The organism is Streptomyces sp. UG1 (assembly GCF_049974585.1).
Lineage (GTDB): Bacteria > Actinomycetota > Actinomycetes > Streptomycetales > Streptomycetaceae > Streptomyces.
Map to the genome: position 1 here is coordinate 20,526 of NZ_JBNGGG010000007.1, position 17,312 is coordinate 37,837.

Annotated in this window: 15 protein-coding genes and 1 riboswitch; of the genes, 1 reads left to right on the forward strand and 14 read right to left on the reverse strand. The window is 70.5% G+C overall.

Features of this window, described 5'->3' with window-relative positions; all coding sequences use genetic code 11:
* Positions 1-4: 4 nt before the first annotated feature.
* Positions 5-170: riboswitch (cyclic di-AMP (ydaO/yuaA leader) on the reverse strand.
* 299 nt (positions 171-469) lie between these two features.
* Positions 470-2,539, reverse strand: a complete 2,070-nt coding sequence (locus ACP4J3_RS09660) for an alpha-galactosidase (protein WP_426532450.1) — start codon at positions 2,537-2,539, stop codon at positions 470-472.
* A 180-nt stretch (positions 2,540-2,719) separates the two neighbouring features.
* Here ACP4J3_RS09660 and ACP4J3_RS09665 point away from each other — a divergent pair, with 180 nt between their 5' ends.
* On the forward strand, positions 2,720-3,517 hold the full coding sequence (locus ACP4J3_RS09665) for a tyrosine-protein phosphatase (RefSeq protein ID WP_426532452.1): 798 nt from the start codon (positions 2,720-2,722) through the stop codon (positions 3,515-3,517).
* Positions 3,518-3,543: 26 nt separating this feature from the next.
* Here ACP4J3_RS09665 and ACP4J3_RS09670 read toward each other — a convergent pair whose 3' ends face one another.
* The 13 genes from ACP4J3_RS09670 to hpnC form a co-directional block, all read right to left on the reverse strand.
* On the reverse strand, positions 3,544-3,663 hold the full coding sequence (locus ACP4J3_RS09670; RefSeq protein ID WP_426532454.1) for a DUF6126 family protein: 120 nt from the start codon (positions 3,661-3,663) through the stop codon (positions 3,544-3,546).
* A complete protein-coding gene (locus tag ACP4J3_RS09675; protein ID WP_426532456.1) occupies positions 3,660-4,304 on the reverse strand; it encodes a helix-turn-helix domain-containing protein in 645 nt (214 codons plus the stop codon). The genes ACP4J3_RS09670 and ACP4J3_RS09675 overlap by 4 nt, the downstream gene beginning before the upstream one ends.
* A gap of 88 nt (positions 4,305-4,392) precedes the next feature.
* Complete coding sequence (locus ACP4J3_RS09680; RefSeq protein ID WP_426532458.1) at positions 4,393-5,778, reverse strand: aspartate aminotransferase family protein; 1,386 nt, start codon at positions 5,776-5,778, stop codon at positions 4,393-4,395.
* Positions 5,775-7,715 (reverse strand): 1-deoxy-D-xylulose-5-phosphate synthase, encoded by a 1,941-nt coding sequence (gene dxs, locus ACP4J3_RS09685; protein ID WP_426532460.1) that lies wholly within the window; start codon positions 7,713-7,715, stop codon positions 5,775-5,777. Before dxs ends, ACP4J3_RS09680 begins: the two co-directional genes overlap by 4 nt.
* A gap of 31 nt (positions 7,716-7,746) precedes the next feature.
* The gene (ispG, locus tag ACP4J3_RS09690; protein WP_426532462.1) at positions 7,747-8,922 is read right to left on the reverse strand and encodes a flavodoxin-dependent (E)-4-hydroxy-3-methylbut-2-enyl-diphosphate synthase; all 1,176 of its coding nucleotides are present in this window, start codon (positions 8,920-8,922) and stop codon (positions 7,747-7,749) included.
* A 4-nt stretch (positions 8,923-8,926) separates the two neighbouring features.
* Positions 8,927-9,949, reverse strand: a complete 1,023-nt coding sequence (gene hpnH / locus ACP4J3_RS09695) for an adenosyl-hopene transferase HpnH (protein ID WP_426532464.1) — start codon at positions 9,947-9,949, stop codon at positions 8,927-8,929.
* 5 nt (positions 9,950-9,954) lie between these two features.
* Entirely contained in the window at positions 9,955-10,596 is a 642-nt protein-coding gene (locus ACP4J3_RS09700) for a 1-hydroxy-2-methyl-2-butenyl 4-diphosphate reductase (RefSeq protein ID WP_426532466.1), read from the reverse strand.
* On the reverse strand, positions 10,596-12,611 hold the full coding sequence (shc, locus tag ACP4J3_RS09705) for a squalene--hopene cyclase (protein ID WP_426532468.1): 2,016 nt from the start codon (positions 12,609-12,611) through the stop codon (positions 10,596-10,598). The genes ACP4J3_RS09700 and shc overlap by 1 nt, the downstream gene beginning before the upstream one ends.
* Before the next feature lie 143 nt (positions 12,612-12,754).
* Complete coding sequence (locus ACP4J3_RS09710) at positions 12,755-13,891, reverse strand: polyprenyl synthetase family protein (RefSeq protein WP_426532470.1); 1,137 nt, start codon at positions 13,889-13,891, stop codon at positions 12,755-12,757.
* Entirely contained in the window at positions 13,891-15,318 is a 1,428-nt protein-coding gene (gene hpnE / locus ACP4J3_RS09715) for a hydroxysqualene dehydroxylase HpnE (RefSeq protein WP_426532472.1), read from the reverse strand. The genes ACP4J3_RS09710 and hpnE overlap by 1 nt, the downstream gene beginning before the upstream one ends.
* Complete coding sequence (locus ACP4J3_RS09720; RefSeq protein ID WP_426532474.1) at positions 15,315-15,458, reverse strand: DUF6380 family protein; 144 nt, start codon at positions 15,456-15,458, stop codon at positions 15,315-15,317. The genes hpnE and ACP4J3_RS09720 overlap by 4 nt, the downstream gene beginning before the upstream one ends.
* Complete coding sequence (hpnD, locus tag ACP4J3_RS09725; RefSeq protein ID WP_426532476.1) at positions 15,458-16,408, reverse strand: presqualene diphosphate synthase HpnD; 951 nt, start codon at positions 16,406-16,408, stop codon at positions 15,458-15,460. Before hpnD ends, ACP4J3_RS09720 begins: the two co-directional genes overlap by 1 nt.
* Positions 16,405-17,304 carry a squalene synthase HpnC gene (hpnC, locus tag ACP4J3_RS09730; protein WP_426532478.1) on the reverse strand — a complete coding sequence of 300 codons (900 nt, stop codon included), beginning with the start codon at positions 17,302-17,304 and terminating at the stop codon, positions 16,405-16,407. The genes hpnD and hpnC overlap by 4 nt, the downstream gene beginning before the upstream one ends.
* Positions 17,305-17,312 lie beyond the last annotated feature (8 nt).

The window sequence follows — 17,312 nt, forward strand, 5'->3', positions numbered from 1 at the left end:
GGCGAATTCCTCTCCGGCGCCTGCGAGGTGAGCTGTCGGGTGCGGGCTGGAGATGCCCGGCCGCGCCTGGGCGCGACTTGACCCCAAGCCGTTCCGGAGACCGGAACAGGCGGTTGTACCTGTGGGTCCCCCGCTCCTGCCGTGCACGGGTGAGTCAGCGCGGGATCCGGGCGGCGGCAGGATTAGGCGTCCGTCCGGATTGGTGGCGAACGTAAGCGAGGAAGACGCACGGGAACAAGCGAGAGGTTCCAGCCGAATGCGTTCCTGTTGATCCCTTGTGGGAATTACTGGTCACTGTCCGTAAATTATCGGGGCGTCGCCCGTCGCAAAGTCCCTTGAAAAGCACGCGAATTACGTGAACATGACGGGCGACGCACGGTTACGAATATGACGCTCCTCACGTGACACTGCTCCACCTTCCTTTAATACGGAGCGAGTTGGAATGAAGGCACCAATTCGGACAGAAACCCTAGATGCGACGGAGGCGAATAACTGCCGCATCAAGGTCGCCATGCAGGCCGGTACGCAGCCCGTGATGCACCAGTACGGCCCCTCGGTGAATTTCGCCCGTTTCAAGGCATTTGTACGACGCTGTCGGGTCGAGGCCGCGCAGCCGCAGGGCCGGCAGGGGCTCGCCGAAACTCTGGGCCTGGAGCCAGGCCAGGACGACCGTCTCGCCCCCGAGCACGTACTGCACCGCGCTCAGCCCGCCCCGCGGCGGCCGCAGCCGGTAGAGGTCGCCGCGCTGCACGAGCGGGCGGATCTCCTTGTACAGCCCCACCCAACCCCGGGCCTCGGCGAGCTCCTCCTCCGTCCATCGCGAGAGGTCGCCGCCGACCCCGAGGACCCCGGCCATGGCGCTGACGAAGCGGAAGCGCAGCGAGCTGGCGCGGTGGTTGAGCATGGCGTTCGGGCTGTCGGTGACCCAGGCGGCCATGGCGCGGGCCGGGTGGATCTGGCTGAAGCCGTGCTGGATGGCGAGCCGGTCGAGGGGGTCGGTGTTGTCCGAGGTCCACACCTGGTCCGTGCGGCTCAGCACGCCGAGGTCGATCCGTCCGCCGCCGCCCGAGCAGGACTCGAAGGCGACCCCGGGGTGTGCGGCGCGCAGCCGGTCCAGAAGGCCGTACAGGGCCCGCACGTGGTCGACCCAGAGGCGCTGCGGATACGGCTCACCGGGCCAGCCGGCGTCGGTGAAGCAGCGGTTGAAGTCCCACTTCACATAGTCGATCGGGGCGCTGGTGAGCAGCCCGTCGAGCTGTTCCCAGAGGTACTCCTGGACGTCTTCGCGCGCGAGGTTCAGCACGAGCTGATTGCGGAATTCCGTCCGCTTTCGTCCCGTTTGACGCTGAACCCACTCTGGATGGGCGCGATACAACTCACTGTCCGGATTGACCATTTCCGGTTCGACCCAGATGCCGAACTGCATGCCGAGGGCGTGCACGTACTCGGCGAGCGGCTTGAGGCCGGACGGGAAGCGGTCGGGGTTGGGTGTCCAGTCGCCGAGCCCGGCGCGGTCGCTGGTGCGCGTCCCGAACCAGCCGTCGTCGACCACGAACAGCTCGACGCCGATGGCCGCGGCGCGCCGCGCGAGGAGGCTCTGCTGCTCCTCGGAGATGTCGAACTCCGTCGCCTCCCAGGAGTTGAACAGCACCGGCCGGTCCCGGTCGGCGTCGGGGATCACATGCGCGCGCTGGTACGCGTGCCACGCGCGGCTCGCCCCGCCGAAGCCGCCGTCGCTCCACAGACCGGCGAAGACCGGGGTCGTGAAGGACTCCCCCGCATCGAGGCGCAGCAGGCCCGAGTCGTCGTGTCCGGCCCCGCCGGTGATCTGCACACGCGCGTCCGGCAGTTGGGCCACGGCGATGCGCCAGGACCCGGACCAGCCGAGGGCGCAGCCGTAGACCTCGCCGCGCTCCTCGGTGGCGTCCGTGTCGAGCGCGACCCAGGGAAGGTGCTGATGGCCGGTGTGGCCGCGGCGGCTGCCGATGACCTTCTCACCGTAGGTGAGCGGGGCCTGCGCCAGCCGGGACTCCGCGCCCCAGCGGCCGTGCAACTGCGACAGCCGCCACCCCTCCCGGTCGGGCAGCGTCCAGGTGGCCGAGTCGGCGCGCAGCAGCTCCAGGGCGCGTCCCTGGTTGTGCACAGTCACCCAGCGCTCGATCACGTCCCCGCGCATCCGATAGTGCAGGGTGACGTTCAGCCCGTCGTCACAAAAGCGCAACCGCAGTTCGTCACCCTCGGTCTCGTACCGCTCGAAACCCCACTCGGTGCCGCGCCGCTCCTCGGTGCGCACGGACAGGGCGGGCCGTACGAAGCGGGGGCCGCCCTCGACCGGGTACTCCTCGCGTCCGTCGAGCGGGGACTCGAAGGGCCGGTACTCCGGCAGCGGGCGTACGGCGAGGGCCTCGGCGTCGGCGAGCGCGATCCGGGGTCCCCAGTGGAGGTGCAGCAGCTCGTCGGCGTCGGTGAGATGGACGGCGTAGCTGCTGGTCGGCCCGGTCAGGAGCCAGGTACGGCCGTTGTCGGAGATCTCCAGCATCAAGCCCTCACAGAGACGAACAGGTGCGATCAAGTACCAACATCATCAAGGGCCAGACGCCTCCGAGGCAACGCCTGTGGACAACTCATTGGCCCTGGAAGCCATGTCGTATGGTCGAGAGCGCACCCCGTCGGCCGCACCGCCGAGCCGCGCCGCCGGGGCCGACCGGGAGGAGCCCCCGTGACGCAGCAGATCCCGTCGACCGAGCCCGAACTGGCCGGGGTTCGCAACTTCCGCGATGTGGGCGGACTTCCCACAGTGGACGGACGACGGGTGCGGCGCGGAGTGCTGTTCCGCAGCGGCCACCTCGCCCACGCGACGGAGGAGGACGCGTCCTTCCTCGGTTCCCTGGGCCTGCACACGATCTTCGACTTCCGCAACGCGGCCGACCAGAAGCTCGAGGGGCCGGACGTCGAGCTGCCGGGCGTGCGCAATGTGAACCTGCCGCTGTCCGACCCGGCGGACGGCGCGGAGTTCTGGAAGATGGTCCGCGACGGCGACCTGGACCAACTGCGCGAGATACTGGCCGACGGCAAGGGCGCGGACCGGATGGTCGTCTCCTACCGCTCGATCATCAAGGAGCGCACCTCCGAGCACTCCCAGGTGCTGCACTCGCTCGCTCAGGACAGCGTCCCGGCCCTGATGCACTGCGCGGCCGGCAAGGACCGCGCGGGCCTGTCCATCGCCGTGACGCTGCTCGCCCTCGGCGTGGAGCGCGAGGCGATCGTCACCGACTACCTGGAGTCCAACGCCAAGCACCGCCGCTACAAGGTGCGCCGCAGCAGCAGCGACGCCTCCGCCTACTCGCCCGAGGTCATGGAGCTGCTCAGCCCGCTGTTCGACGCGCGCGCCGAGTATCTGACGGCGGCCTTCGAGACGATCGAGGAGACCTGGGGCGGCGTCGACACCTACCTGGAGCAGGGCCTGCGGGTGAGTGCGCAGACCCGGGAGCTGCTGCGGGAGCGGCTGCTCGACTGACGTCCGCCAGCCGCTGTGCACCTTGCCTACTTCGCGCCCGCCTCGAACAGGAAGTAGATGAAGGCCGCGAAGAGGTGCCCCACCGCGATGTAGATGATGAGCCGCACCCACAGAGCGCGCGGGAACTTCTCCTCGATGTTGCTCATGGCGTCTCTCCAGGGGTGGGGCCCAGGCACAGGGTGGCCGTGGGGCTCTGCAACAGCGTGTGGACGAACAACAGCTCCACCCCGCCGTCGTCCTGGGCGGCGATGCGGTGCGGGGTGAGCGAGTCGAAGTGCGCGCTGTCGCCGGGCGCGAGCCGGTGCGCGGCGTCCCCGAGGCGCAGCCGGAGCCGCCCCTTGAGGACGTAGAGCCACTCCTCGCCGGGATGCACCCGCACGATGTCGCCCTGCGAGCCGTACGGCACATGGACGCGCAGCGCCTGCATCCCGCGGCCCGGCGCCCCCGCCTGCCAGTACGTCCAGCCGCCGGCCGCGGTCGGCTCCATGTCGCCGCCGCGCACGACGGCGTCCCGGTCGGCGACCCTCTCGCCGAGCAGCTCGGAGACCGTCGTACCGTAGATACGCGCCAGCGCGAGCAGCATCGGCAGCGAGGGCTGGCGCTGCCCGGTCTCCAGTCGGGAGAGGTGGGCGGGCGACAGCCCGGCGGCGCGGGCGGCGGCCTCCAGGGTGAGGGCGGCCCGGCGGCGCAGGGCCCGGAGCTGGGGCGCGACGACGGGCAGGGCCTCGGCGGGCACCGCGGAATCGCCGGCGGGCTCGTTCTCGGGCTCATTTGCGGGAGAGCTCATGCTCTCCATTCAGCCGGAGGCTTGCCTCTGCGGCAAATTTCTTGCCTTAGAGGCAAAGCCCCAGGTCAATCCCCAATCCGGTCCCGCCTTATCGGTTGGCGACCGCCTGCTTGATCAGCGTCTTGCCGAAGTCCCACATCAGCCCGCCGCCGCTGTGCGCGTCATCCATCACTTCGGTGAAGGCGTCGACGAACCGGTCCACCTCCCGCTCGCCGATGATCAGCGGCGGGATCAGCTTGATCACCTCGAGGTGGTCGCCGGAGACCTGGGTGAGGATCCGGTGCCGCCGCAGCAGCGGTACGACGACCATCTGCGCGAACAGGCCCTTGCGCGCGGCCTGGAGCATGGCCCAGCGGCTGCGCAGCTTCAGCGAGTCGGGGCGGCCGAACTCGATGCCGATCATCAGGCCCCGGCCGCGGACGTCGGCAAGGAGCTCGTACTTGTCAATGAGCGCCGCCAGCCGGGACCTGAGCTGCTCCCCGGTCGCCCGCGCGTTCGCGACGATCTGCTCATTCTCCAGCACGGACAGGACCGCGAGCCCGGCCGCCATGGCCTGCGCGTTGGAACCGAAGCTCGCCGAGTGGACGAGCACACGGTCCATGGACGAGTAGACCTTCTTGAAGATCCAGTCCCTGCCGAGGGTGGCGCCCACCGGCACATAGCCCCCGGAGAGCGCCTTGGCCACGCACACCAGGTCCGGCTCGACACCGTCCTCGTGCTGGTAGGCGTAGAAGTCGCCGGTCCGGCCCAGCCCCGTCTGCACCTCGTCGGCGATGAGCAGCGCCTTGTGCTTGTGCAGCAGCTCCTGGGCGGCCCGCAGATAGCCGGGCGGGGCCGCGTGCACGCCCTTGCCCTGGATCGGCTCGACGATCAGGGCGGCCACGTCACCCTTCTTCAACTCGCGTGCCAGGGCGTCGAGATCGCCGAGCGGTACGGCCGTGTCGGGCAGCAGCGGGGCGAAGCCGTCGCGGAAGCCGGACTCGCCGTTGACCGACAGGGAGCCGGTGGTCAGCCCGTGAAAGGCGTGGTCGCAGTACAGCACCCGCGGCTTCCCGGTGACGAACCGCGCGAACTTCAGCGCGGTCTCCGCCGCCTCCGTCCCGCTGTTGCCGAAGAACACCCGGTCCAGATGCGGGCTGTGCGCGAGCAGCCGCTCCGCGAGCAGCCCGGGCAGCGGCTGGCAGTCGAAGCGGGTGAGGTCGGCGAGGCCGGCGTCCAGGACGTCGTGCAGCGCCGTGCGGACGACGGGGTGGTGGCGCCCCAGGCCCATCACCCCGAACCCGGCGAGCATGTCCAGGTAGTCGTCGCCGTCCGCGTCCCAGAAGTACGCGCCCTCGGCACGCTCGTAGACCTTGTCGAAGCCGATGGTGTGCAGCATGCGCGGGAGCTGGTGGTTGAGGTGCCTGCTGTGCAGCTCGTAGCGCTCGGCTCCGCGCTCGGCGAGGAGGTGGCCGAGGTCGAACTCCGTGGTCATTCGGCTTTCTCCTCGACTGGCACGACGGCGGCCTGCTGCTCAGGGTCGGGCAGGCCCTCCTCCGCCTCTTTGAGGGCGAGGCTCGCGCTGATCCGTCCGGCGACCTCCACGGGTGTGAGCCCGATGTCGGCCAGCACCTCGCCCCGCTTGGCGTGTCCGAGGAACTGCTCCGGGATGCCGAACCGCCGTACGGGCACGTCGACATCGGCGTCGCCGAGCGCCAGCGCGACGGCGGCGCCCACTCCGGACGCGCGGCTGTTGTCCTCCACGACGGCCACCAGCCGGTGCTGTGCGGCGAGCGGCGCGAGCGCGGGGTCGACCGGCTTGATCCACCGCGGATCGACGACCGTGCAGTCGATGCCGCGGGCCCGCAGCAGTTCGGCGGCCTGCAGGCACACGGGAGCCATCACGCCGACGGCGACGAGCAGGACCTCCGGCTCACCGGTGTCGCGGTGCAGCACGTCGAGACCGCCCACCCGGTCGACCGCCGGGATCGTCGGCCCCACCGACTCCTTCGGGAACCGTACGAGGGTCGGCGCGTCGTCGCAGGCCACGGCCTCGCGCAACTGCGCCCGCAACTGGTCGGCGTCGCGGGGCGCGGCGATCCTGAGGCCGGGGACGACTTGGAGGATCGACATGTCCCACATTCCGTTGTGGGAGGGCCCGTCGGCGCCCGTGACGCCGGCGCGGTCCAGGACGAACGTCACCCCGCAGCGGTGCAGCGCGACGTCCATCAGCAGCTGGTCGAAGGCTCGGTTCAGGAACGTGGCGTAGATGGCGACGACCGGATGCAGCCCGCCCGTGGCGAGCCCCGCCGCCGACACGGCCGCGTGCTGCTCGGCGATCCCGACGTCCCACACCCGGTCCGGGAACCGCTCCGCGAACTTGCCGAGGCCGACGGGGTGCAGCATGGCCGCCGTGATCGCCACGACGTCCTCCCGCTCCTCGCCGATCCGCACGATCTCGTCCCCGAACACCGACGTCCAGGACGGCCCGCCCGACGGCGCGAGCGGCTCGCAGGTCAGCGGGTCCATCACGCCGACGGTGTGGAAGTGGTCCTCCTCGTGGGCGAGGGCGGGTTCGTAGCCGCGCCCCTTCTCCGTGAGGCAGTGGATCAGCACCGGCCCGTGGAAGCGCTTGGCCCGCCGCAGCGCGGACTCGACGGCCCCGATGTCATGGCCGTCGATCGGGCCGACGTACTTCAGGCCCAGGTCCTCGAACATGCCCTGCGGCGCGAAGGCGTCCTTGAACCCCTTCTTCGCGCCGTGCAGGGACTCGTAGATCGTGCTGCCCACCAGCGGGGTCCGCAGCAGTACGTCCTTGCCCCAGGCCAGGACCTTCTCGTAGCTGTCGGTGGTGCGCAGGGTCGCGAGATGGTTCGCCAGACCGCCGATGGTCGGCGCGTACGACCGCTCGTTGTCGTTGACGACGATGATCAGCGGCCGGTCCTTGGCCGCCGCGATGTTGTTCAGCGCCTCCCAGGCCATCCCGCCGGTCAGCGCCCCGTCGCCGATCACCGCGACGACATGCCCCTTCTCCCCCTGCACCTGACGGGCCTTGGCGAGCCCGTCCGCCCAGCCGAGCGCGGTGGAGGCGTGGCTGTTCTCGACGATGTCGTGCTCGGACTCCTCGCGCGAGGGGTAGCCGGACAGGCCGCCCTTGCCGCGCAGCTTGGAGAAGTCCTGACGTCCCGTCAGCAGCTTGTGTACGTAGCTCTGGTGACCGGTGTCCCAGACGATGCGGTCGACCGGCGACTCGAAGACCCGGTGGAGCGCGATGGAGAGTTCCACCACCCCCAGGTTGGGCCCGAGATGTCCGCCGGTCCTGGCGACCGCGTGCACCAGGAACTCCCTGATCTCGTCGGACAGTTCACCGAGTTCCGCCTCGGACAGCGCCTTCAGGTCGCGTGGTCCCCGGATGCTCTCCAGAATCGTCACGCTCGGGCCCCCTCTCGGTCCGTGCCTTGCTTCACTTCACAGTCACTGCCGGTTTCCCCGTGACGGTGGGGGCGCCCGATGCGGCCCCGTCCTGTTCCATCTGCTCGGCGATCTTCATCGCCTCGTCGATCAGGGTCTCGACGATCTTGGACTCGGGGACGGTCTTGATGACCTCGCCCTTCACGAAGATCTGACCCTTGCCGTTGCCGGAGGCGACCCCCAGATCCGCCTCTCGCGCCTCCCCGGGACCGTTGACCACACAGCCCATCACGGCCACCCGCAACGGCACTTCCATGCCCTCCAAGCCGGCCGTGACCTCGTCGGCCAGCTTGTAGACGTCGACCTGCGCCCGCCCGCACGACGGGCAGGAGACGATCTCGAGCCGCCGCTGCCTGAGGTTCAGCGATTCAAGGATCTGGATGCCGACCTTGACCTCCTCGGCGGGCGGGGCGCTCAGCGACACCCGGATGGTGTCGCCGATGCCCTGGGACAGCAGCGCGCCGAAGGCGACGGCCGACTTGATCGTGCCCTGGAACGCCGGACCCGCCTCCGTCACACCGAGGTGGAGGGGATAGTCGCACTGGGCCGCGAGCTGCTTGTACGCCTCAATCATCACGACCGGGTCGTTGTGCTTCACCGAGATCTTGATGTCCCGGAAGTCGTGCTCCTCGAAGAGCGACGCCTCCCACAGCGCCGACTCGACCAGGGCCTCCGGCGTCGCCTTGCCGTACTTCCGCAGCAGCCGCTTGTCCAGCGACCCGGCATTGACCCCGATCCGGATCGGCGTGCCGTGGTCCTTGGCGGCCCGCGCGATCTCCTTGACCTTGTCGTCGAACTGCTTGATGTTCCCGGGATTCACCCGTACGGCCGCACAGCCGGCCTCGATCGCCGCGAACACGTACTTCGGCTGGAAGTGGATGTCCGCGATCACCGGGATCTGGGACTTGCGGGCGATCGTCGCGAGCGCGTCGGCGTCGTCCTGTGTCGGACAGGCCACCCGCACGATCTGGCAGCCGGAGGCCGTCAGCTCGGCGATCTGCTGCAGCGTCGCGCCGATGTCGGACGTACGGGTCGTCGTCATCGACTGCACCGACACCGGGGCACCGCCCCCGACCGCCACCGGGCCGACGCGGATCTGCCGCGACACGCGCCGCTCGGCGATCGGCCGGACCGGTACCTCGGGGACGCCCAAGGGGATGGCGGTCATGACGTCACTCCCGGTTTCCGGAGACCGTCTCGCGCATGGCGCGCAGCGACTCCTTGAGCGAGCTCATGGTGGCGAGGACGGCGGTGGGCTCGTAGCCGCAGTGCGCCATGCAGTTGGCGCAGCGCGGGTCCTTGCCGCGGCCGTACTTGTCCCAGTCGGTGTCCTCGATCAGCTCGCGGTACGTGGGAACGTATCCGTCGCTCATCAGGTAGCAGGGGCGCTGCCAGCCGAAGAGGGAGTAGTTGGGGATCGCCCAGGCGGTGCACGGGAAGTCGACCTTGCCCTCGAGGAAGTCGAGGAACAGCGGGGAGTGGTTGAGCCGCCAGCGGCGCCGGTTGCCGCCCGCGAAGGCCTTCTTGAACAGCTCGCGGGTCTGCTCGACGCCCAGGAAGTGCTCCTGGTCGGGGGCCTTCTCGTAGGCATATGCGGGCGAGATCATCATCTCGTCGACCTTCAGGTCGTCGTTGAGGTAGTTGAGCACCTCGATGATGGTCTGCGGGGTGTCGGTGTTGAAGAAGGTCGAGTTGGTGGTGACCCGGAAGCCGCGCCGCTTGGCCTCCTTGATCGCCTCCACCGCCTCGTCGAACACGCCCTCCTTCGCCACGGACTCGTCGTGGCGCTCGCGCAGGCCGTCGATGTGCACGGCGAAGGCGAAATAGGGCGAGGGCTTGAACTTGTCCATCTTCTTGCGCAGCAGCATGGCGTTGGTGCACAGGAAGACGTACTTCCGCTTGGCCACGAGCTGCCGCACGATCTCGTCGATCTGCGGGTGCATCAGGGGCTCACCACCGGCGATGGACACCATTGGCGCGCCGGATTCGAGCACCGCCCCCACGGCCTGGGCGACGGGCATCCGCTGCTTCAGTACGCCGGCCGGGTGCTGGATCTTGCCGCAGCCCTCACATTTGAGGTTGCAGGCGAACAGCGGTTCCAGCTCGACGATGAGCGGAAACTTGTCACGCCTGCGGAGCTTTTGTTCTGCCAAATACGTAGCGACCTTGATGGACTGACGCAGTGGCATGGCCATCTGGCTCACCTCCTGGGGAGCAGCAAAGAACGGTGCCATTCGTAGAATGCGGGCAGAACGGCACGAAGGACGCGGAAAGCCGATATTCCACCGCGCAACGTGCCGATCCGGACGAGTTCATGTTCTGGAGCGTCCACGACCACCCGGACGGCCGCAACCGGGCGCTCGCCCGTGCGTACGGCGCTCAGAAGCGTGACCGCCGATTCCATGTCGACCGCGATTGCGCCGGTCCCGAGCAGATCGGACCGTTCCTGACCTCGGACGACATGATCGGAGCCGGTGAGCGGTCCGGTGTGGACGGTGCGGCCGGGGATGGTCCGTGCGAGTTCTTTGACGAGTAGGTCGGTTGCCACGCACGGAACGGTTCCCGCCGGATCCCGGGTCTCCTCGGCGACGACCAGATCGCCGGGGTGCATCCCGGGGGCGAGCCCCGCGCAGAAGCCGGTGGCGAGTACGGCCGCCCTGCTGAGGGCGGGGTCCGCCAGGACACGGGTGACGGAGCGTTCGGCCGCACGGGGCCCCATGCCGGTACGGAGCACGGTGACCGGCCCGCCCGCCCCGCCGCGCTCGCCGGCGCGCAGGGCGAGCTGCTCGATGCCGAGCGCGCAGGCGATCAGCAGCGGGGCCGGGGCGGGCTGTGGGCTCATCAGCTCCCCTTGGCCTCGACGAGTGACGGCTCGGGCTTCTTGGCGAAGGGCTCCCCGTGCACATACCGGCCGAGCGCGGTGAGCGGGAAGACCTGCCGGTAGAGGTGGTAGTTGATGGAGAAGTCCCAGGGGAAGCCGGTGCCGGTGAAGTACGGCTCGTCCCAGGAGCCGTCCTCGCGCTGGGTGGCCGCGAGCCACTCGACGCCGCGCTCGACGGCCTTGGAGTCCTTCTCGCCCGCCGCGAGCAGCGCCATCAGGGCCCACGCGGTCTGCGAGGCGGTCGAGGCGCCCTTGCCGCTCCACTCCTCGACGTACTTGTAGGAGCGCAGGTCCTCGCCCCAGCCGCCGTCGTCGTTCTGGACCGACTCCAGCCAGGTGACGGCGCGGCGGATCGCCGGGTGCGAGCCCGGGATGCCGGCGGCCACGAGGGCGGGTACGACGGATCCGGTGCCGTAGACGTAGTTCACGCCCCAGCGCCCGAACCACGAGCCGTCCGGCTCCTGCTCGGCGAGCAGCCAGCGGATGCCGCGCCGGGTGCGCGGGTCGTGGGCGAGGCCCTCGACCGCGAGCATCTCGACGACGTGCGCGGTGACGTCCGCCGACGGCGGGTCGATGACCTCGCCGAAGTCGCAGAACGGCAGCCGGTTGGGGAACGGGCTGGTGTTGTCGACGTCGAAGGCGCCCCACGCCCCGTTCCTCGACTGCATCCCGAGGTTCCAGCGCACCCCGCGCCCGATCGCCCGCTCCGCCCGCTGCGGGTCGTGGTGCTTGACGCGGCGCAGCGCGAGGATCACCTCGGCGGTGTCGTCGATGTCGGGGTAGTTGTCGTTGTGGAACTCGAACGCCCAGCCGCCCGGGGGCAGTTGGGGCCGCCGTACGGCCCAGTCGCCGGTCCGGACGATCTCCTCGCCGAGCATCCAGTCGGCGGCCTTGACGAGCTGCGGATGATCGGCGGGCACGCCCGCGTCCACGAGCGCGATGGTGGCGAGGCAGGTGTCCCACACCGGTGACTGGCAGGCCTCGATCATCCGGGCCCCGTCCTCGCGCCACACGGCGAAGCGGTCCAGGGACGCCAGCCCCTCGCGCATCACCGGGTGTTCGAGGTCGTAGCCGAGCAGCCGCAGCGCGATGATCGAGTACACCGCCGGCGGCTGGATGCCGCCCCAGCAGCCGTCGTTCTCCTGCCGCTCGACGATCCAGCGGGCGGCGCTGTTCATCGCGGCTCTGCGCAGCCTGCGCGGGACGACCTTGCGCAGTTGGTGCAGGGCCTTGTCGAGCCGCTGGAAGGCGCCGTCCCAACTGGCCGCCGGGGCGAGGGGCGTGGGCGGGTTGGGGTGTGCGTGGTCGGTGTGCAGTTCGTCGAGCGGGAACGGCGCGGGCCGCACCGGACGCTTCGCGGAGACGATCGTCAGGGGGACTATGGTCTGCCGGGCCCAGCATCCGAAGTCGTAGATGTTGAGCGGGAACCACTTCGGGAAGTAGATCAGCTCCGGCGGGAGTTCGGGCAGGTCCTCCCACTTCCACCAGCCGAACAGGGCGAGCCAGATCCGGGTGAAGACGCGGGATGCGGCGATGCCGCCCTGCTCACGGATCCAGGCGGAGGCCCTCGCCATGTGCGGGGCGTCCGGGGCGTCGCCGGCCAGGCGGAGGGCGACGTAGGCCTCGATGGTGGTGGAGAGCTCGCCGGGTCCGCCGTAGAAGGTGGCCCAGGTGCCGTCCTCGCGCTGCTCGCCGCGGATGAACAGGGCGGCGGCCTGCGTGGTCTTCTCGTCGCGGATCCCGAGGAACTGACGGAGCAGCAGGTCCTCGGCGTCCATGGTGACGTTGGTCTCGAGGTCGCCCTTCCACCAGCCCTGGGCGTCCTGCTTCGCCAGCAGGAAGTCGGTGGCGCGCGCTGCCGCGCGCCGGGCGGCTTCGTGCACCCCGGCCGCCACGGGTGTCTCGCTGTCGGTGTCGCTGGCCGCGGCGGCCCGAGGCGGCACTGCCCCGGTGCTTCCGTCGGTCGTCGCTGTCATGGCTTCCCCTTCGTGCAGTGCTACAGGTAGTGCGTCTGCTGTGGGTCCGCCGTCGGCCGGTGCGCTGGGTCCAGCGGCACCGGCCGGCGACTACGCGAGGGCTATTCGACCGATACTGATCATCTCTTTTCGCCTGGTGGTGATCATCTCTTTCGCACGACGACGAAGTCGGCCAGCGCCGTGAACTGCGCCCGCACCTGTTCGGGCATGTCGACGGTGTCGAGGGCCTCGACGGCGATGGTGTGCTGCCGGCGCGCCTCTTCGGCGGTCCACTCGCGGCCGCCCGCTTCCTCGATGAGGGCGGCGCGGGCCGCGAACTCCTCCTCGGAGAAGTTCTCGAAGTCGCTGGCCTTGGCGTCGGCGGCGAGGATCTCGCCGAGCCGGTCGGAGGCGGGTCCGCCCGCCGCGAGCGCGGCCACGACCGGCAGGGACTTCTTGCGCTGGCGCAGGTCGCTCCAGGTCTGCTTGCCGGTGGAGACCGGGTCGCCCCAGATGCCGAGGAGGTCGTCGACGGCCTGGAACGCGAGGCCCAGGTGGTAGCCGTACTTCTCCAGGGTGTCGGCGGTGCGGTCGTCCGCGCCGCCGAGCACCGCGCCGATGGAGGAGGCGCAGGCGAGCAGGGCGCCGGTCTTGTTGCCCTCCATCTCCAGGCACTCCTCGACGCTGACGCGGTCGCGGTGCTCGTAGGAGATGTCCTGCGCCTGCCCGTCGATGAGGGCGCGGGTGGCGGTGGTCAGGCGGCGGGTGGCACGCCCCGCCGCCACGGTGCCCAGCTCCAGCAGCAGTTCGTTGGCGAGGGCGAACAGGGCGTCGCCGACGAGGATGGCCTGGGCGGGGCCGTGCACCTTCCACACCGTGTCGCGGTGGCGGCGCTGTTCGTCGCCGTCCATCAGGTCGTCGTGCAGGAGTGAGAAGTTGTGGACCAGTTCGACGGCGACGCCGCCGGGGATGCCGACCTCGGGCGCGGCGCCGGTGACCTCGGCGGAGAGCAGCGCGAGAGCGGGGCGTACGGCTTTGCCGCCGTCCCCGGCCGTGGGGTTGCCGTCGGCGTCGATCCAGCCGAAGTGGTAGGCGGAAACGGTGTCCATGGGAGGGGCCAGGCGGTCGACGGCCGCCCGCAGTACCGGGGTGGTCAGGGTCCTACCGCGCTCCAGGAGCGCGGTCACGTCCACCGCGGTCTCTCGAGCGGCCTTCTCGGCCGGGGGCACAGTGGGCACAGTCTCTCCTCTTGTTGCGGTACCGGGGGTGCGGGGGCCTGCCGCCCCGAGCTGATGGATCATCAGGCCGCCTCCTCCACGTCGAAGAGGTGACTGGGGCGGGGCCGGCCCAGGGCGCTCAGCGCGGCTTCGGCCGCACTCACGCCACTGCGGACCGCACTCTCCATGGTCGCGGGCCACCCGGTGGCGGTCCACGCTCCGGCCAGGCAGAGGCCGGGGATCTTGGTGCGGGCGCCGGGCCGCAGCCGCCCGACGCCGGGGGTGGGAGCGAAGGTCGCGGTGCGCTCCCTGGTCACGAAGAAGTCCTTGACCTCGGCGCCGCGCGCGCCGGGCAACAGCCGCTCGAGCTCGGGCAGATAGCGCTCGCGCAGGGCGGCTACGGGTTCGTCGATCTCGTCCTGCGCGGCCGACTGGGACAGGGCGAGGTACTGGCCGTCCCGGAGCCCGGAGGCCTCGGTGCGGTCGAACACCCACTGGACCGGGGTGCCCAGGGCGGTGAAGAACGGCCTGCTGAGCACTTTGCGGTCGTAGACGACATGGACGTTGAGGATCGGCGCGGTGCCGATCTCCAGGAGCCGTCCGGGGGCGTCGAGGGCGCCGTCGGGCAGCAGGTCGTGTGCCTCGCGCTGGGCCACGGCGAGCACGACCGCGTCCGCGTGGTGCGTATCGCCGGGAACCTGAACGCGTAGGCGTCCGTTCTCGTCACAGGAGATGGAGGTGACGCGTGTACGGACCTCGATACGAACGCCCGCCGAGTCGAGCGCCTTGCGGGCCAGCCGGTCATGCAGTTCGCCCAGCGGGACGCGCGCCCATCCGATGTCGGCCGCGCCCGGGTCGGACAGCAGACCGGTCTTGAACACCATCGCGGCGAGCCCCAGCGAGGCGTCGCCCGCGACCGCGTTGAGGGTGGCGACCCCGACCAGGTCCCACAGGGCCTCGACGGCACGCGCCGACTGACCGTGCGCGGCCAGCCAGCCGCCGAAGTCCTGGGTGTCCAGGGTCGGATCGGCGAGGTCGAGCCCCTTGAGCGCGAGCGCGGCACGACCGACCTTGGCGCGTTCGGCGAGGGAGAGATGCGGATACGTCGCCAGGCTCCGGCCCAGGTGCAGGGGTACGGGCAGCGCGTCGCGCCGCAGCCTGCCGAGCCGTCGGCCCTCGGGCCGGGCGACGTCGAGGACGGGCACGTCGAGACGATCCTGCAGCGGCGCCAGCGCTGTGCCCTCGATGCGGTCGAGGAACCAGCGGTAGGCGGTGCAGCAGCGCAGGTACACGTGCTGGCCGTTGTCGACGGTGAGGTCGCCGCGCTGGAAGGAGAAGGCCAGGCCACCGAGCCTCGGCCGGCCCTCGAGCAGGGTGACGCGCACTCCGGCGTCGGCGAGGGCGAGCGCGGCGGTGATGCCGGCGAGCCCGCCGCCGATCACGACGGCGTCCCGCCCGGAGCGTCCCGGGGTGTGAGCGAGCGACCCTTCCGGCCGCGTGCCGTCGGTCATCGTGCACCCTCCCCTGCGCGACCGCCGCGCCGGTGCTTGAACGGTGCACGGCCGGTCGTCTCAGTCAGGGACGCGGCTCGGCGGCGGAGGGTTGCCCGCCGCTTTTCGCCGGTGGCATCACCTTGGACCGGAATGTCCATCAGGCGCGCCTCCTGACGGTACGGCGGGTCACATGCCGGGTGTCCAGACCGCTCAGGCCGCGCACGGCGACGTACGCCTTCTCGCGCCCGGGCAGCGAGACGCGGCCGCGCAGCACGGCCTCCGGGTCGCGCTCGATGCGGTCGAGGAGGCGGCGGTAGATGCCGGCCATGGCGGCGACACAGGCGCCGCTGCGCCGGTCGAGCATGGGGAGCAGCCGGTAGCCCTCGGCGAAAAGGGCGCGGGCCCGACGCACTTCGAAGTGCACGAGGCCCGCGAAGTCGGAGCCCTCCGGTGGCGTCGGCCCGCTGAAGCCGGCCGAGCAGCCGAATTTGGCGAGGTCGTCGGAGGGCAGATAGGTGCGCCCTCCCTGGGCGTCCTCACGGACGTCGCGCAGGATGTTGGTGAGCTGCAGCGCGAGCCCCAGCGTGTCGGCGTACTCGGGAGCGCGCTCGGCGCCGCGCGCGCCCGGTTCCGTGCCGAAGACCCCGAGAGACAGCCGCCCGATGGCACCCGCGACACAGCGGCAGTAGAGCTTCAAGTCGTCCCAGGTCTCGTAGGTCTCGCCGCGTACGTCCATCAGGACGCCGTCGATCAGCTCGTCCAGCCCGCCGAGCGGGATCGGGAAGGTGTCGGCGGCGTGGGCGAGGGCGACGGCCACGGGGTCGATGTCGTCCTCGTCGACGGCCCGGTCCCGGATCCGGGTCAGGAGCCGGCGGGTGTCCTCGAGTCTGGCGACCTTGACGTCGTCGGTCAGGGCGCCGTCGCCGATGTCGTCGACACGGCGCGAGAACGCGTACAGCGCCGACATGGCGCGGCGCTTGGGCGTGGGCAGCAGCCTGATGCCGTAGGCGAAGTTCCGTGCCTGCTGTCCGGTGACGGCCTCGCAGTAGCGGTAGGCGGCGAGTACCGGTGCGGACGCGTGTGGTGCAGACTCCACGGTCCGGATCACCCCTCTCCTCGCAGAGTCACGCCCACCTCACGCAGCAACTGGAGCTTGCTGGCCTTGGGCGGGCCGGGAAGTACGTCGTATTCCGCGGCGGCGATCGCACGGATCGCCGCCCTTCCCCCCGCCACGAAACCCGCGAGCAGCAGCCTGAGCCTGCCGTGGACGCTACCCACCAGGGGGGTGCCTTCATTCAGGAGGTTCCGGGCACGTTCGGCTTCGTATGCAACCAGTGCGCGCACCGATGCGCCCGCGGTCTTCGCCGCGAGATCGCTTTCCTGGACGTGGAAGCGCTTCATGTCCGCGGCGGGCAGATAGATCCGGTCACGGCCGAGGTCCTCGGCGACGTCCTGGAGGTGCTCGACGATCTGCAGCGCCGTGCACACCGCATCGGAGCGGCGGATCCGCTCGGGGGTCTGAGTCCCGGTGACGGCGAGGACGAGACGGCCGACGGGGTTGGCGGACAGTTCGCAGTAGGCAAGGAGATCGTCGTAGGTCTCGTAGCGCCCGACGAGCTGGTCCTGGCGGTTGGCGGCGATCAGGCCGAGAAAGGGCTCGGGGGTGAGCGAGCGGCGGCGGACCGTCGGCTGGAGGCGGCGCAGCAGGGGGTGGCGCGGTGTGCCGTCGAAGACCCGGCGCAGATCGGCCTCGAGGGCGTCGAGCAGGATCAGGGGGTCCTCGGACTCCTCGGGCGCCACGCCGAGCAGCCGGGCGTCGGCGCCGCCGGGGGCGAGATCGCCGTCGCCGATGTCGTCGACGAGGCGGGCGAAGCCGTAGACGGCCATGAGGTCGGCTCGCCAGGCCTTGGGCAGGAAGAACGGTGCCACGGGGAAGTTCTCCGCGGCGGCCTTGTCGAGCGTGCCGCGCTCCGGATCGTCTGCGGGCGCGCCGGTCGCCCTCACCGTGGACT